General features: G+C 59.2%; 14 protein-coding genes and 2 tRNA genes. 10 read left to right on the top strand and 6 right to left on the bottom strand.

What is annotated here, in order from left to right; all coding sequences use genetic code 11:
• Positions 1–83: 83 nt before the first annotated feature.
• From H8S02_RS11170 to H8S02_RS11160, 3 genes are all read left to right on the top strand, one after another.
• The gene (locus H8S02_RS11170; protein ID WP_186970588.1) at positions 84–488 is read left to right on the top strand and encodes a hypothetical protein; all 405 of its coding nucleotides are present in this window, start codon (positions 84–86) and stop codon (positions 486–488) included.
• A gap of 183 nt (positions 489–671) precedes the next feature.
• Positions 672–756 (top strand) — tRNA-Leu (locus tag H8S02_RS11165).
• A gap of 33 nt (positions 757–789) precedes the next feature.
• Positions 790–875 (top strand) — tRNA-Leu (locus tag H8S02_RS11160).
• Positions 876–1,088: 213 nt separating this feature from the next.
• On the opposite strand, the gene H8S02_RS11155 is transcribed toward H8S02_RS11160, so the two are convergent.
• From H8S02_RS11155 to H8S02_RS11140, 4 genes are read right to left on the bottom strand one after another with little or no spacing between them, the layout of a single operon-like run.
• Positions 1,089–1,427 (bottom strand): hypothetical protein, encoded by a 339-nt coding sequence (locus H8S02_RS11155; protein ID WP_186970587.1) that lies wholly within the window; start codon positions 1,425–1,427, stop codon positions 1,089–1,091.
• A gap of 50 nt (positions 1,428–1,477) precedes the next feature.
• Positions 1,478–1,993 (bottom strand): Gx transporter family protein, encoded by a 516-nt coding sequence (locus H8S02_RS11150; RefSeq protein WP_186970586.1) that lies wholly within the window; start codon positions 1,991–1,993, stop codon positions 1,478–1,480.
• 14 nt (positions 1,994–2,007) lie between these two features.
• Positions 2,008–2,382 carry a NusG domain II-containing protein gene (locus tag H8S02_RS11145; RefSeq protein ID WP_186970585.1) on the bottom strand — a complete coding sequence of 125 codons (375 nt, stop codon included), beginning with the start codon at positions 2,380–2,382 and terminating at the stop codon, positions 2,008–2,010.
• Positions 2,372–3,373 carry an FAD:protein FMN transferase gene (locus tag H8S02_RS11140; RefSeq protein ID WP_186970584.1) on the bottom strand — a complete coding sequence of 334 codons (1,002 nt, stop codon included), beginning with the start codon at positions 3,371–3,373 and terminating at the stop codon, positions 2,372–2,374. Before H8S02_RS11140 ends, H8S02_RS11145 begins: the two co-directional genes overlap by 11 nt.
• Positions 3,374–3,586: 213 nt before the next feature.
• Between H8S02_RS11140 and gltX the strand changes: the two genes are divergently transcribed.
• Entirely contained in the window at positions 3,587–5,239 is a 1,653-nt protein-coding gene (gltX, locus tag H8S02_RS11135; protein ID WP_186970583.1) for a glutamate--tRNA ligase, read from the top strand.
• 23 nt (positions 5,240–5,262) lie between these two features.
• A complete protein-coding gene (locus H8S02_RS11130; protein ID WP_207722123.1) occupies positions 5,263–6,918 on the top strand; it encodes a glutamine--tRNA ligase/YqeY domain fusion protein in 1,656 nt (551 codons plus the stop codon).
• Between the two features lie 110 nt (positions 6,919–7,028).
• Here the strand turns inward: H8S02_RS11130 and H8S02_RS11125 are convergent, their stop codons facing one another.
• Positions 7,029–8,765 (bottom strand): ammonium transporter, encoded by a 1,737-nt coding sequence (locus tag H8S02_RS11125; protein ID WP_186970581.1) that lies wholly within the window; start codon positions 8,763–8,765, stop codon positions 7,029–7,031.
• 116 nt (positions 8,766–8,881) lie between these two features.
• Entirely contained in the window at positions 8,882–10,960 is a 2,079-nt protein-coding gene (locus H8S02_RS11120; protein ID WP_186970623.1) for a glutamine synthetase III family protein, read from the bottom strand.
• A 515-nt stretch (positions 10,961–11,475) separates the two neighbouring features.
• Between H8S02_RS11120 and H8S02_RS11115 the strand changes: the two genes are divergently transcribed.
• The 5 genes from H8S02_RS11115 to H8S02_RS11095 all read left to right on the top strand — a co-directional run bounded on the left by H8S02_RS11115 (position 11,476) and on the right by H8S02_RS11095 (position 16,566).
• Complete coding sequence (locus tag H8S02_RS11115; protein WP_118722747.1) at positions 11,476–12,573, top strand: class II glutamine amidotransferase; 1,098 nt, start codon at positions 11,476–11,478, stop codon at positions 12,571–12,573.
• Positions 12,573–14,078, top strand: coding sequence for a glutamate synthase-related protein (locus H8S02_RS11110; RefSeq protein ID WP_186970580.1), 1,506 nt, complete (start codon positions 12,573–12,575; stop codon positions 14,076–14,078). The genes H8S02_RS11115 and H8S02_RS11110 overlap by 1 nt, the downstream gene beginning before the upstream one ends.
• Before the next feature lie 81 nt (positions 14,079–14,159).
• The gene (locus H8S02_RS11105; protein ID WP_118686539.1) at positions 14,160–14,588 is read left to right on the top strand and encodes a 4Fe-4S dicluster domain-containing protein; all 429 of its coding nucleotides are present in this window, start codon (positions 14,160–14,162) and stop codon (positions 14,586–14,588) included.
• A gap of 5 nt (positions 14,589–14,593) precedes the next feature.
• Positions 14,594–15,832, top strand: a complete 1,239-nt coding sequence (locus tag H8S02_RS11100) for an NAD(P)/FAD-dependent oxidoreductase (RefSeq protein ID WP_186970579.1) — start codon at positions 14,594–14,596, stop codon at positions 15,830–15,832.
• A complete protein-coding gene (locus tag H8S02_RS11095) occupies positions 15,832–16,566 on the top strand; it encodes a GltB/FmdC/FwdC-like GXGXG domain-containing protein (protein WP_186970578.1) in 735 nt (244 codons plus the stop codon). The genes H8S02_RS11100 and H8S02_RS11095 overlap by 1 nt, the downstream gene beginning before the upstream one ends.
• Positions 16,567–16,612: the final 46 nt, after the last annotated feature.

Raw genomic sequence — 16,612 nt, 5'->3', positions numbered from 1 at the left:
AATATCTTTAATTAAGGGAAACGGGGCGCGGCTTTCCGGACATTTCGCTTCTCGAGCCGCTTGCAGCCGCGCTGCGCGTTTCCGTGCCCGAGCTGCTTTCCGGTGAGCAGGTCATCAACGTCAACCGCGCGGCCAATATGCGCCGCTCCAGGCTGTATGTGTGTCCGGTGTGCGGCAATGTGCTGCACGCGGCCGGCAGCGCGATGATCTCGTGCTGCGGTGTCACCCTGCCCCCGCTCGAAGCCGAGCAGCCCGACGAGGCGCACGACGTCCGCATTGAGGATATCGAGCACGAGCTTTATATCTCCTCCGCGCATCCGATGAACAAATCGCACTATCTTTCGTTCGTCGCCTGCTGTACGGACGACCGCTTCGAGCTTGTGCGCTTCTATCCCGAAGGAAACGCAGAGGCGCGCTTTTTCCGAGGCGGCCACGGTATTCTTTACTGGTACTGCAACCGCCACGGACTGTTTTTTAAGCGATTTTAACTTTTTCTGGCGAAACCGCTCTGTTTTTTTCGAAACCGGAACGGTTTTTGTATTATTCTTCAGCATTTTAAAATTTCTTTGATTTTTTCCAAAAAAACTTTCAAAAAACCGTTGACAAAACCGGCTTCCGTATGTATAATAATTCTTGTCGCTGACAGTGAGGCGACTCGACAAGAGGAAAATGCGAGTGTGCTGGAACTGGTAGACAGGCACGTTTGAGGGGCGTGTGTCGAACGACGTACGGGTTCAAGTCCCGTCACTCGCACCATTTCTTCAAGTGCGAAACAATTAAATACCACATGCGGATGTGGCGGAATGGCAGACGCGCTAGCTTCAGGTGCTAGTGTTCGCAAGGACGTGGGGGTTCAAGTCCCCCCATCCGCACCAGGTTAAAGAGCTTCAAACTTATGTTTGAAGCTCTTTTTCTGTACTTTTTACGGTGCTTAGTTTTGTGATGTAATTTGTGAAAAACCGGTGTCCGCCTGAACCGCAGGGCTCCAGACACAAAAGCGACAGGCGCAAACCTGTCGCTTCAGTCTGTCGATAAAGTCTATTTCTCACGAAAAAACAGCAGCAGCCCCAAAAGCGCGCTCTGTTTTCTTACGGCTTTACCGCGTCAGAGACTGCCTTTCCTGCATTTTTTGCTGCGTCTCCGACATCATCCATCGCGCCGCCGACGGCATTTCCTGCATCGTCCACGGCATTTTCAATATCGCCTCTGACCGTACCGCCGTCACCTGCCGTGCCGTCCGGGCCCTGCGAGTTCACGTTTCCCTCAGGCGGAACGTTCGTTTCCGTGTCGGCAGAGTTGGTGCCGGCATTGTTGTCGGTCTGATTCTGCTGCGTGTCCTTGTTCGGCGTGTCCGCTGTGTTGCTGCCGCAGGCGGAAAGGCCGAAGGCGCACAGCAGCGCGATGAGCAGTGTCAATAGCATTTTCATATCGTTTTCCTCCTCGGTTTTTATGATAGTGTGGGAGGAAAAACGAAATTTTATGCGTGAAGATCAATTTTTTTCATGTGCGTCAGCACGACCGCGCACACGAGTCCGGTCACAAGGCCAAGCGGAACGCTCATGAGCAGCAGATAGGGCAGATAAGCAAGTACGGCAGTCGTTTTCATCCACAGCACCGCAGCGGCGATCTGACCGATATTGTGCGCGGCGGCGCCCGCGACGCTCACGCCGAGCAGCGAACAGAACTTTCCTTCCGCGTGCAGCAGCGCCCACATGACAAACAGCGCGAGCAGACCGCCGAACAGCGAAAACAGGAACGCCGTCACACTGCCCATGAGCAGAGACGCGAGCGTCACGCGAACGACGACGACCGCGAGCGAATCGCGCAGACCGAGCCGCGTCAGCGCGAACAGCGTTACAACATTCGCGAGGCCGAGCTTGACGCCCGGGATGGGGATGATCGCGTCGAGCGGAAACATACGCTCAACGATGGAAAGAATAATGGCGAGAGCGGTCAGCATGCCGCAGACCGCAAGCTCCTTCGAACGTTTCATACAGCTCCCCCCTCTCAGGATACAATGGCGTCGATGCCGTCGGTCGAGGTGCCCGTCAGCTTGAGAATAACGCGGTGCGGCAGGCAGACCGCGACCTGTCCGGCACGGGTAAGCCGTCCGGTTCGCACGCAGACCTGATCCGGACAGTCCGCCGACTGCATCACGGCCGTTTTGCCCGAGAGCACGATCACGTTATGTCCGTCGAGGTCGATGGTACGGTCGGTCGTGTCGGTCAGCTCGACCCGCTCGACGAGTTTATCATCCTGCCAGACCTCGGCGTACAGCGTATCGCCCGAAGCCTTCGCCGCGAAAAATGCGAGCATTGCCCCGGCGAGCAGCAGCACCGCACCGATAATGACAAAATCGCCCCATTTCATTTTACTGCGCATAGGTATACCCCTTGTCCTCGCCGGTAAAGCTGAAGCTGCAAAGCTCCGAGACCTTTTCGGTCGTGAAAACCTGCCGGTCCGAGGTGATGAATACGGCGGCGATGCCGTTCTTTTCGCAGTACGCGCGGCCTTTGTCCGCGCCCATGACAAAGAGTGCAGTGGTCAGCGCGTCCGCACGGGTGGAATTCTCGTCGATGACCGTGACGCTGCGCAGGCCGGACGCGGCCGGATAACCGGTTTCCGGGTCGAAGATATGATGATAGCGCACGCCGTCCTGCTCAAAATAACGCTCGTAGTCGCCCGAGGTGACGACAGACAGATCGTGCACCGCGACCGCCGCGACCGTGTCGGTCGGCTCATCCGGGTCCGCGATGCCGATGTTCCAGTCCTTCCCCTCGTTCGTGCCGACGGCGTAAATATTGCCGCCCAGCACGAGCAGTCCGTCCGCATCCGCGTCCTTCAGAATGTCCGCGCACAGGTCGGCCGCATAGCCCTTCGCGATGCCGCCGAGGTCGATCCTCGAGCCGCCGTCCAGCTGCACGCTGTCGCCGCTGACATGAACGTGCTGCGTGCCGACGGTCTGAAGCGCAGCCTCAATGTCGCTCTGCGCCGGTACCTGCTGATGCTCAGTGCCGATGCCCCAGAGGTCGGTCAGCGGCGCGACCGTCGGGTCGTATGCGCCGTTTGTCACGGCGCTGAGGTCGAGTGCCGTGCTCAGCAGCTTCGCGCCCTCGTCCGACAACGTGACCGGCGCGCCGTCCGCCGCGTTCAGCTTCGCGATGTCGGTATCCCCGCGCGTGCGCGACAGCACGCCTTCGAGCGCGTTGATCTCGTTCTCACACTGCTGTGCGAGGCTTTCGCCGTCAGAGCCGAGCACCTTGACCGACATGAAGGTATCCATGGCAAAAAAATCGGTGGAATACGGCTCACTTTTGCCGCCGCAGCCGGAAAGCGTGAGCAGCAGAAGGGACGCCGCAAGAATTCGTTTCATAGCAATCTCCTGAAAAAATTTTATTTCAGTATACATTATAATACATACCGCGCGATCAGGCAAGATATTGTGCGTCTTTCGCGCGGAAAACCGTGAAATGCCTTGCGTCTGATGGCGTGCTGTGTTAAAATATTCATATCGCGGGCGCATATCCGAGCCGCAGGGCCGGAACAGTGCCCGAACTGTGTAATATCGCAACTTGGAGTGAAGTAAATGGATCACAAGCTTTTGGCGGACAGACTGTTTCCGCATATCAATACCACGCCCGAGGACATCGAGGCGCGCTACCCGAAGCGCGACCTGCCCGAAGGCGCGAAGGTCACCCGTATGGGCCCGAGCCCCACGGGCTTCATGCACCTCGGCAATCTGTACGGCGCGCTCGTAGACGAGCGTCTGGCGCATCAGTCGAAGGGCGTTTTCTATCTGCGCATCGAGGACACCGACCGCAAGCGTGAGGTCGAGGGCGGCGTGCAGATGATCATCGACGCCTTCCAGTCGTTCGGCCTGCCGTTCGACGAGGGCGCGACCACCGACGGCGAGACCGGCATCTATGGTCCCTACCGCCAGAGCCAGCGCGCTGAGATCTACCAGACCTTCGTCAAGTCGCTCGTCGAGCGCGGCATGGCGTATCCCTGCTTCTGCACCGAGGAGGAGCTTGCCGAGGCGCACAGACAGCAGGAGGAGAACAAGGAAAACTTCGGCTACTACGGTAAATACGCCGTATGGCGCGACCGTCCGATGGAGGACATCGAGGCAGAGCTCGCCAAGGGCACGCCGTATGTCGTCCGCTTCCGTTCCGAGGGCAGCATCGAGCACAAGATCCGTCACGAGGACCTCGTAAAGGGCAAGATGGAGGTCACTGAGAACGATCAGGACGTCGTTATCCTCAAGTCGGACGGCATCCCGACCTATCACTTTGCACACGTTGTGGACGATCATCTGATGGGCACGACCATCGTTGTGCGCGGCGAGGAATGGCTCGCGACTTTGCCGGTACACCTCCAGCTGTTCCGCGCGATGGGCTGGAAGGCGCCGAAGTACGCGCACACCGCACAGCTGATGAAGATCGACCCCGAGACCGGCGGCAAGCGCAAGCTGTCCAAGCGCAAGGACCCGGAGCTCGCTCTGACGTTCTACGCGCAGGAGGGCTACCCGGTCCCGGCCGTGCTCGAGTATCTGATGACGCTCTTGAACTCCAACTTCGAGGAGTGGCGCCGCGCAAATCCGGATCTGCCGATGAACGATTTCCCGTTCACCACCAAGAAGATGAGCGGCTCGGGCGCGCTGTTCGACATCGAAAAGCTGCGCGACGTTTCCAAGAACGTCATCTCGCGCATGACCGCCGAGCAGGTTTACGATTACGTTGCCGAGTGGTCTGCTGTCAACGACAAGGAGTTTAACGCACTGCTGACCCGCGACCCGGCCTTCTCCAAGGCATACCTCGCCATCGGCCGCGGCGGCAAAAAGCCGCGCAAGGACCTCGCTCTCTGGTCGGATGCCAAGGGCTACATGGACTTCATGTTCGACGAGCTGTTCCGGCCGGATTACACCATGCCGGAGCGCGTTTCCGCCGAGGACGCAAAGGCGATCCTCGCCGACTTCGCCGGCATGTTCGACGAGAACGATACGCCGGACGGCTTCTTCGACAAGATGAAGCAGATCGCATCTGCGCACGGCTACGCTGCCGACACCAAGGCCTACAAGGCTGACCCGTCCGCCTTCAAGGGCGCGGTAGGCGACGTTTCCATGGTCGTCCGCGTCGCGGTCGCAGGCCGCCAGAACGCGCCCGATCTCCAGACCGTAATGGGTATTCTGGGCAGAGAAAAGGTGCTCGACCGACTCGAAAAGTGCTCTGCGGCGCTTTAATGCAGGGGGATATATAAGCTATGATGGAAAATGTAAATAACTTTCTGACGGAAATCATTGACGAGGACATCGCAAACGGCCTGTCCGAGCGCATTCATACCCGTTTTCCGCCCGAGCCGAACGGCTATCTGCACATCGGCTCGGCAAAGGCGATCTTCATCAACTGGTCGATCGCGAAGAAATACAACGGCCTGTTCAACCTGCGCTACGACGACACCAACCCGGTCAAGGAAGATACCGAGTATGTAGACTCCATCTGGGAGGACATCAAGTGGCTGACCGGCGAGGAGCCGAGCGGCGGTGTCTACTACGGCTCGGATTACTTCGAGACCTGCTTCGAGTGCGCCGTGCAGCTCATCAAGGACGGCAAGGCGTATGTAGACGATCTGACGCAGGAGGAAATGCGCGCGTACCGCGGCTCTCTGACCGAGCCGGGCAAGCTGAGCCCGTACCGCGACCGCTCGGTCGAGGAAAACCTCCAGCTGTTTCAGGATATGCGCGACGGCAAGTTCGCCGACGGCTCCAAGACGCTCCGCGCCAAGATCGACATGGCAAGCCCGAACATGAACCTGCGCGACCCGGCCATCTACCGCATCGTCCGCGCACATCATCACCGTCAGGGCGACAAGTGGTGCATCTATCCGCTGTACGACTTCGCACACCCGATTCAGGACGCACTTGAGGGCATCACGCACTCCATGTGCTCGATCGAGTTCGAGAACCACCGTCCGCTGTACGAGTGGGTCGTTGACAACTGCCCGCTGCCGCATCATCCGAAGCAGCGCGAGTTCGCCCGTCTGAACGTAACGCACACCGTTATGTCCAAGCGTTACCTGCGCCAGCTGGTATTTGAAAAGCACGTCGAGGGCTGGGACGATCCGCGCATGCCTACCCTGTGTGCACTGCGCCGCCGCGGCTATACGCCGAGCGCTATCCTTGACTTTGTACAGCGCGCCGGCATCGCGAAGGCAAATTCGCTCGTCGACATCAAGCTGCTCGAGCACTGCATCCGCGAAGAGCTGAACGACACCGCGCTGCGCCGCATGGCTGTCACCGAGCCGGTCAAGCTGGTTATCACCAACTATCCGGAGGGACAGTGCGAGGAGTTCGAGGTTCCGAACAATCCGCGCAATGAGGAAGCCGGCACCCGCAAGGTACCGTTCACCCGCGAGCTGTATATCGAAAAGAGCGACTTCGCCGAGGTTCCGCCCCCGAAGTTCCAGCGTCTCAAGCCGGACGGCGAGGTCCGTCTGATGGGCGCGTATATCGTCAAGTGCAACGAGATCGTCAAGGATGACAACGGCGAGATCGTCGAGATCCGCTGCACCGCAGACCTCGAGACCCGCAACGGCATGCCGGTCGACGGCCGCAAGGTCAAGGGCACCATCCACTGGGTATCCGCCGAGCACGCCATCGACGCAGACCTGTATCTGTACGACAACCTGTTCACCCTCGAGAACGTAAACGACGTACCGGAGGGCACGGATTATCTGGATTACCTCAACCCGGATTCGCTCAAGAAGCTGACCGGCTGCAAGCTCGAGCCGTCGCTCGCTGACGCGAAGGAAGGCGACCGCTTCCAGTTCGTCCGCATGGGCTACTACTGCAAGGACCGCGAGACCGGCCGCTTCAACCGTATCGTAACCCTCAAGGACAGCTTTGCAAAGACATTAAAATAAGCAAATAAAGCACAGCCGCCGCTCTATGCCGAAAGGCACGGAGCGGTGGTTTTATGCTGTATGCAAAAGAACCCCGAGGCCGCAACCTCGGGGTTCTTATTGTCTGTGTCTTATTCGTCGTCCTGCAGGGCGTCAAAGCCTTCTGCGCCGGTACGAACCTTAATGACGTTCTCTACGTCGTAGACGAAGATCTTGCCGTCGCCGATGTGGCCGGTATACAGAACCTTCTTGACGACCTCAACGACCGTCTCGACCGGAACCTTGGAGACAACGACCTCCATCTTGAGCTTCGGGAGCAGGGTTACATCGACCTCAGCGCCGCGGTAATACTCGGCAGCGCCCTTCTGTACGCCGCAGCCGATAACGTTCGTTACCGTCATGCCGGATACGCCGATGCCTGCCAGCGCTTCCTTGAGTACCTCAAACTTGGACTGCTTGGTGATGATGACGACCTTGCTCAGCTTGTGACCATCGGCCGCTGCCGCACCTTCGGTGGTGACCTTGGTGACCGGAACAGCCTTCTCGACCGCTACCGGAGCGGTATCCTTGATCCTTGCCGCGGTCTCGCCTGCCTTGGTGCCAAGGACAGTCGGAACGACCGGCATAAAGTCAGCATATGCGGAGGACAGGCCGTGCTCCGGCTTGTCGAGGCCCATGATCTCCTCAGCCTCGGAAACACGAAGGCCGATGGTGTGCTTGATGATGTTGAATACGATGGTCATGGTGATCGCAACCCATGCAATGACTGCGACAACGCCGAGAATCTGGATGCCGAGGAAGTGGAAGCCGCCGCCGTAGAACAGGCCGAGAGGTCGGGCCTCGGTGCCGTTGTAGTAAGCGAAGAAGCCGGTAAGGATGGTGCCGAGTGCGCCGTTGATGCAGTGTACGCCGACAGCGCCGACCGGGTCATCGACCTTGAGCTTCTGGTCTACGAACTCGATGCCGAATACAACTGCGAAGCCTGCGCAGATGCCGATGATCGCGGAACCCATCGGGGTTACCATATCGCAGCCTGCGGTGATGGCGACCAGACCGGCGAGCGAGCCGTTCAGCGTCATGGAAACATCAGGCTTCTTGTAGCGAATCCAGGTGATGCACATAACGGTTACGGTAGCGACAGCCGCCGCCATGTTGGTGGTAACGAATACGCGGGATGCGACCTCAGCGCCGCCGCCGGACAGTGCAACGGTAGAGCCGCCGTTGAAGCCGAACCAGCAGAACCACAGGATAAAGCAGCCGAGAGCGCCGAGGGTCAGGGAGTGACCCGGGATCGCGCGAGCCTTGCCGTCCTTGGTGTACTTGCCGATACGGGGACCGAGGATAGCCGCGCCGACCAGAGCGGCAACGCCGCCGACCATATGTACCGCCGTGGAGCCTGCGAAATCATGGAAGCCAAGCTCTGCGAGCCAGCCGCCGCCCCAGATCCAGTGACCGGAAACCGGGTAGATGACCGCGGAAATAACCATCGAATAAATGCAGTATGCAGAGAACTTGGTGCGCTCTGCCATGGAGCCGGAAACGATGGTGGCGGCCGTCGCGCAGAACACGGTCTGGAAGATCAGCGTCGTCCAGTTGTAGCCCTCGCCGACTACGCCGTCAGCGAAGAAATCAAAGCCGCCGAAGAACGGGCTTGCCGCACCGAACATGATGCCGAAGCCGAGGACCCAGAAGATCGGCGTGCCGAGCGAGAAATCCATCAGGTTCTTCATGATGATGTTGCCGGCGTTCTTCGCACGGGTGAAGCCTGTTTCCACCATCGCGAAGCCGGCCTGCATGAAGAATACCAGCGCCGCTGCGACGAGCGTCCAGCCTACGTCTACCGATGTCGCAAGATCGAGAATGTCCATTGAGTAAAACCCCCTAAAAAATTATGGCGTGTATCTCCCCCGCTCCCGAAGGAACAAGGGGAAATACACGCCATTGTGTATAGAAAAATATTTTCTAACGAATGTAACTGCTGCTCTTATACGTAGAACAGGATGTCAGAGTAGGTCGGGAACGGCCAGAACTTCTTGCCGACGAGACCCTCGAGCTTATCAGCCGGTGCACGGACCGCGTCCATCGCAGCGATGACAGTATTGTGGTAATAGTGCGCGGTTTCGATGTTGTCGCCGGACGGCGCCGCAGCAATCGCCTCGTCAAGCGCCGTATTCTTTGCGTACAGCTCCTCGGTCAGCTCGGAAATCTTGCCCAGCAGGCCGGCTTCCATGCCGCCGGATACGCCGGCAGCCTTCTTGCCGTTGACGGTGGCTGCAAGCTCACCCTCGAACGCGATGCACGCCGGAGTGATCTCCTCGCGTACCATGTCGCTCATGGTCATCGCCTCGATGTGCAGGATCTTGTTGTACTCCTCGAGCTGGGTCTCCATACGGGAATGAATTTCCTCGGCGGTGTAAACGTTGTGCTTTGCGAACAGGTCGAGGTTCTTCTGGTCAACGTAGTGCGGGAAGGCATCGGCTGCGCTCTTGAAGTTGAGCAGGCCGCGCTTCTCTGCCTCGACGACCCAGGACTCGTCATAGCCGTTGCCGTTGAAGATGATGCGCTTGTGCGCCTTGATCTCGCGCTTGATGAGCGCCATGAGAGCCGCGGTGAAGTCCTCTGCGCCCTCGAGCTCATCTGCGAACTGACGCAGCTCATCTGCGACTGCGGTGTTCAGCATGATGTTCGCGCAGGCAATGTTGACCGAGGAGCCGAGCGAACGGAACTCGAACTTGTTGCCGGTGAAGGCGAACGGAGAGGTACGGTTGCGGTCGGTGGTGTCCTTCGGGATCGCCGGCAGAACAGCCGCGCCGAGGTTCATCTTGGTCTTGTCTACGTCGGTATAATCCGCGTCGGACTCGATAGCGTCCAGAATGCCCTGAAGCTCGTCGCCGATGAACATGGAGATGATCGCCGGAGGAGCCTCGTTCGCGCCCAGACGGTGATCGTTGCCTGCGGAGGCGACCGAGATGCGGAGCAGATCCTGATACTCGTCGACAGCCTTGACGACTGCGGTCAGGAACAGCAGGAACTGTGCGTTCTTGCCCGGGTTCTTGCCCGGCTCGAGCAGGTTCTCGCCTGCATCGGTGGAAATAGACCAGTTATTGTGCTTGCCGGAGCCATTGACGCCCTCGAACGGCTTCTCGTGCAGCAGGCAGGTAAAGCCGTGCTTCTGAGCGACCGTGCGCATGACCTCCATGGTCAGCTGGTTGTGGTCGGTAGCGATATTGGTGGTGGAGAAGATCGGAGCCATCTCGTGCTGGCACGGTGCAACCTCGTTGTGCTTGGTCTTGGAGAGGATGCCGAGCTTCCACAGCTCCTCGTCGAGATCCTGCATGAACGCTGCAACGCGCGGACGGAGTGCGCCGAAGTAGTGATCATCCATCTCCTGGCCCTTCGGCGGCATCGCGCCGAACAGGGTGCGGCCGGTGAAGATGAGGTCCTTGCGCTTTGCGAAGTCCTCGCGGTCGATCAGGAAGTACTCCTGCTCGGGGCCTACGGTGGTGGTAACGCGCTTTACATCCTTGCCGAACAGCTTGAGTATGCGGCAGGCCTGCGTGCTGATCGCGTCCATCGAACGCAGCAGCGGGGTCTTCTTATCGAGGATCTGACCGGTGTAGGAGCAGAACGCGGTCGGAATGTAAAGGGAACCATCCTTTACGAAAGCGTAGCTGGTCGGGTCCCATGCGGTGTAGCCGCGCGCCTCGAACGTAGCGCGCAGGCCGCCGGACGGGAAGGAAGATGCATCCGGCTCGCCCTTGATCAGCTCCTTGCCGGAGAACTCCATCATCACGTGACCGTCGTCGGTCGGAGAGATGAAGGAGTCATGCTTCTCGGCGGTGATGCCGGTCATCGGCTGGAACCAGTGCGTATAGTGGGTCGCGCCCTTGCTGATCGCCCAGTCCTTCATTGCCGTTGCAACAACAGCAGCAACATCGGCGTCGATCGCAGTGCCCTCGCGCATGGTCTTTTTCAGCTTCTTGTAGACGTCCTTGGGAAGACGCTCTTTCATCACGGCGTCGTTAAACACCATGCTGCCGAACAGCTCGGGAACATTCGTTATGCTCATGAATGGTTCGCTCCTTACATATGTTAATTTTAATAGCAAACAAACTGAATAAAACAAAACAGGCGCTGCGGACTTCGTGCCCACAGCGCCTTTGCTGTTTACACTTTGCATTATAGCCGTCCCGCCTTGCTTTGTCAAGAGAAATGGGGATGCTTTTTTCTTTTTTTGAAGATTTAGTGCGACATACTTAAATTATCCTATGACACCGCCGTGTTTTTATGCAAGTTGTGAAAAATGTGTTTTTTATACGCTTTCCGCTTGACGAAGCCGGGCACGCTGCTATAAAATATAAAGCGAACAAAGGTGTTCGCCATAGCTGAGGATTTCGGTATCCGGATCCTCAGCTATGGCGAGCACCTTTTTATTTTGTTAAGTTTTCGCCGGCAAATACAAGCATAAATAAACTTGACTGACGGCAGTCCCCTTTCCGAAACGATCCCCACCGGGCGAAACGCGCCCGATCGTTCCCGGAAAAGGGCAGACATACGCATAAACAAGGAGGAAGCACCATGTTACAAAAAGAAGGGCAAGTCCGCATCCCCGCCGGCTGCGCGATCTCCGGCATCTTCCATAAGGACGGCGCACGCGAGAACGGCACCCGAATCATCGACTCCATCCGCACCATGCACGATCGTTCCAACGGCCTGGGCGGCGGCTTCGCAGGCTACGGTATCTATCCGGAATACGCCGACTACTATGCGTTTCATGTATTTTTCGACACGCAGGCGGCAAAGGACGAGTGCGAGCGCGAGATCGAGAAGCATTTCGACATCGTAAACCTGTCCAAGATCCCGACCCGTCAGCATCCGCGCATCACGGACGAGCCGATGATCTGGCGCTATTTCGTCGCTCCCCTGCCGACCAAGCTCGCCGCGAGCCAGCTCGACGAGCGCGAGTTCGTCGCACGCTTCGTCATCCGCATCAACCACACGCTCGACGGCGCGTACATCTTCTCCTCCGGCAAGAACATGGGCGTATTCAAGGCCAACGGCTTCCCCGAGGACGTCGGCGAATACTATATGCTCGAAAACTATGAGGCGTACTCGTGGACCTGCCACGGCCGCTACCCGACCAACACCCCGGGCTGGTGGGGCGGCGCGCATCCGTTCGCGCTGCTCGATACCACGGTCGTCCACAACGGCGAGATCTCGTCCTACGACGCAAACCGCCGCTTCATCGAGATGTTCGGCTATTCCTGCGACCTTCTGACCGACACCGAGGTCATCACCTATATCATCGATTATCTCGGCCGCAAGCTCGGTCTTACCTATCCCGAGATCTCCAACGTCATCGCAGCTCCCTTCTGGTCCACCATCGAAAAGCAGGAGCCGCGTGAGCGCGAGCGTCTGACCTATCTGCGCAACGCCTTCGCGTCTCTCATGGTCACCGGCCCGTTCTCCATCCTCGTCGGCTACACCGGCGGCCTGATGGCGCTGAACGACCGGCTCAAGCTCCGCAGCATGGTCGTCGGCGAGAAGGACGAGACCGTATACATCGCTTCCGAGGAATGCGCGATCCGCGTCATTGCCCCCGAGCTGGATAAGATCTGGGCGCCCCGCGGCGGCGAGGCTGTCATTGTCAACCTGAACGACGGAGGGAACAAGTAATGGCTATTGATTTCTTATATCCGCAGTATGAGGTCGTCCGCAATTACGACCGCTGTATCTGCTGCCGCGCCTGCGAGCGTCAATGCGCGAACGAAGTACATTTTTACGACCCGGAATTTCAGAAGATGCAGGTCGATGAGTCCAAGTGCGTCGCCTGCCACCGCTGCGTATCGCTCTGCCCGACCCGCGCGCTCAAGATCGTAAAGACCGACCATACCTTTAAGGAGAACGCAAACTGGACCGGCAAGGCCATCTCCGAGGTCTACCGTCAGGCAGGCTCGGGCGGCGTGCTGCTCTCCTCGATGGGCAACCCGAAGCCGTACCCGATCTACTGGGACAAGATCCTCATCAACGCTTCGCAGGTCACCAACCCGTCCATCGATCCGCTGCGCGAGCCGATGGAGACCAAGACCTTCCTCGGCAAGAAGCCGGGCAAGATCGAGCGCGACAAGGACGGCAGGCTCGTCCCGAACATGACGCCGCAGCTCGAGCTGAACGTGCCGATCATGTTCTCCGCGATGAGCTACGGTTCGATCTCCTACAACGCCCACGCTTCCCTCGCCCGTGCAGCCTGCGCGCTCGGTACCTATTATAATACCGGCGAGGGCGGCCTGCACAAGGACTTCTATCAGTACGGCCCCCACACCATCGTTCAGGTCGCATCCGGCCGCTTCGGCGTGCACAAGGATTATCTCGAAGCCGGCGCCGCCATCGAGATCAAGATGGGCCAGGGCGCAAAGCCCGGCATCGGCGGCCATCTGCCCGGCCTCAAGGTCGGCCCGGACATCTCCAAGACCCGTATGATCCCGGAGGGCACGGACGCCATCTCCCCGGCTCCCCACCACGATATCTACTCCATCGAGGACCTGCGCCAGCTCGTATTCTCGCTCAAGGAAGCGACCGAATACAAAAAGCCGGTCATGGTCAAGATCGCAGCCGTACATAATGTAGCGGCGATCGCTTCGGGTGTTGCCCGCTCGGGCGCGGACGTCATCTGCATCGACGGCTACCGCGGCGGTACCGGCGCGGCTCCGACCCGTATCCGCGACAACGTCGGCATCCCGATCGAGCTTGCGCTCGCCGCTGTCGACCAGCGTCTGCGCGACGAGGGCATCCGCGATCAGGTCTCGGTCGTTGTCGGCGGTTCCATCCGCAACTCCGCAGATCTGCTGAAGGCCATCGCGCTCGGCGCAGACGCCTGCTACATCGCAACCAGCGCCCTGCTCGCCATGGGCTGCCACCTGTGCCGCACCTGCCAGACCGGCAAGTGCAACTGGGGCATCGCGACCCAGCGTCCCGATCTGGTCAAGCGCCTCAACCCGGATATCGGCTCTCAGCGCCTGATCAACCTCGTCACCGCGTGGGATCACGAGCTGAAGGAAATGATGGGCGGCATGGGCATCAACTCCATCGAGGCCCTGCGCGGCAACCGTCTGATGCTTCGCGGCATCGGTCTGAACGACCGCGAGCTGAACATTCTCGGCATCAAGCACGCCGGTGAATGACTTTGAATGAATACGCGCTTTGCGCGTGCCAGAATTCCTAACTTCTAACTCCTGACCGGGACAAGAAAGGGTCTTACATAGATGAAACGAGTATATGTCAACGAAAAATGGTGTCTTGGCTGCCATCTCTGCGAATACTACTGTGCGTTCGCAAACTCGGGCAAGTCCTCCATGGTCAAGGCGCTCAAGGATCACAAGATCGCGCCCCGCATCCGCATCGAGGAGCGCAACAACATCTCCTTCGCGGTATCCTGCCGCCACTGCACCGATCCGCTGTGCGTCAAGGGCTGTATCTCCGGCGCGCTGACCATCGTGGACGGCGCGGTGCAGATCGACTCCGGCAAGTGCGTCGGCTGCTACACCTGCATTCTGTCCTGCCCCTACGGCGCGCTTTCCACGTCCAGCGAGGGCGCGATCCAGAAATGCGAGCTGTGCGCGAAGAATGCGTTCGGCCAGCCGATGTGCGTACAGGGCTGTCCGAACAAGGCGATCGTTTACGAGGAGAGGTGAGCAGAATGAAATACGTAATCATCGGCAACGGCACCGCAGCGGTCGGCGCCATCGAGGGCATCCGCTCCGCGGACAAGGTCGGCCCCATCACGATCATCTCCACCGAACCGTATCACGTTTACGGTCGTCCGCTCATTTCCTATATGCTGCTCGGCAAGACGACCGAGGAAAAGATGCTCCAGTACCGCCCGGACGACTTCTACGAAAAGAACAACGTCACCACCATGCTCGGCAGGACGGTGCAGCACATTGACCCGAAAAAGCAGACCGTCTCGCTCGCGAGCGGCGAGTCCGTCCCCTATGACAGACTGTGCATCTGCACCGGCTCGCGCCCGTTCGTTCCCCCGATGGAGGGTCTGGACACGGTCGAGAACAAAACGAGCTTCATGACGCTCGACGACGCGAAGCATCTGAACGAAATGCTCGGCGAGACGAACGACAAGCGCGTGCTCATCGTCGGCGCGGGCCTCATCGGCCTGAAGTGCGCCGAGGGCATCTACCAGCGTGTTTCCGAGCTGACCGTCATCGACCTCGCGCCGCGCATCCTGCCGAACGTTCTGACCGAGGTCCCGGCGGCCATCATCCAGAAGCACATCGAGAGCAAGGGCGTAAAATTCCTGCTCGGCGACTCGGTGGCGCAGTTCGAGCCGAACAAGGCGCACCTCAAGAGCGGCGGCACGATCGATTTCGATATTCTCGTCGTAGCGGTCGGCGTCCGTCCGAACACTGAGCTTGCCGCCGAGGCAGGCTGCGAGGTCAACCGCGGCATCCTCATCGACGAGCACTCGGCCACCTGCGTGCCGAACATCTATGCCGCAGGCGACTGCACGGTCTCCCACGACATCGCGGCCGGCGTGGACCGCATCCTCGCCATCCTGCCGAACGCCTATATGCAGGGCGAGACCGCAGGCAAGAACATGGCAGACCATATCTGCTCGTTCACCAAGGCCATCCCGATGAACGCTTCGGGCTTCATGGGCCTGCATATGATCACCGCCGGCTCCTATGACGGCGAGGCCTATCTCGAGCAGGACGACGAGCACTACAAGCTGCTCGTGACGCGCGACAACCGGCTCGTCGGCTTCATTCTGATCGGCGACGTCGACCGCGCAGGCATTTACACCTCGCTCATCCGCGAGCAGACCCCGCTCGACACCATCGACTTTGAGCTCATCCGCGACAAGCCGCAGCTCATGGCATTTTCGCACGCAGAACGCGCAAAGAAGTTAGGAGGCGCACACTGATGACGACAATTCAGGCAGGTCTTACCTATTACAAGCAGGTAAACGAAAAGGTCCGCGAGGCAGCTGAAAAGGACGACAGCATCACGATCGAGAACGTGATCGGCCAGCGCTACATCGGCTGCGGCTCCTCGGGCAAAAATATCACGGTACACGGCACCCCGGGCAACGGCCTCGGCCAGTACCTCAACGGCTCGACGCTCGAGGTGTTCGGCAACGCGCAGGAGGCGGTCGGCGACACGATGAACGAGGGCGACATCATCATCCACGGCAACGTCGGCGACGCCTGCGGCTACGGCATGCGCGGCGGCCGCATCTTCATCGAGGGCGACTGCGGCTACCGCGGCGGCATCCACATGAAGGCCTATCAGGAGCACTTCCCCGTCGTCGTCATCGGCGGCAAGGCAGGCTCGTTCCTCGGCGAGTACCAGGCCGGCGGCCTCATCCTCGTTCTCGGCATCGGCCAGAACGGCGCATATCCGGTCAACAATTTTTGCGGAACGGGTATGCACGGCGGCAGAATTGTGCTAAGATGTGATAAAGCCCCGACCGGCCTTCCCCCTCAGGTTCTCGTAAACGAGGCGACCGAGGCAGACATGACGCACATCGCGCCTTATATCAAGGAATACGCCCGTCATTTCGGTGCAAACGCTGCCGACCTGCTGGAGCAGAAGTATTTCGTCCTGACACCGAACCCGGCGGCAGGCTACAAGCAGCTTTACACCTTCGAGGCGTAAGACAATACTCAGACCGGTACGGAAAAGCTCCCCTTTGCAGTCGGAG

The sequence above is a fragment of the Agathobaculum hominis genome, from assembly GCF_014288055.1.
GTDB lineage: Bacteria > Bacillota > Clostridia > Oscillospirales > Butyricicoccaceae > Agathobaculum > Agathobaculum hominis.
The sequence above is the reverse complement of the archived record's forward strand: the minus strand, read 5'-3'. Positions and strand labels throughout refer to the sequence as shown.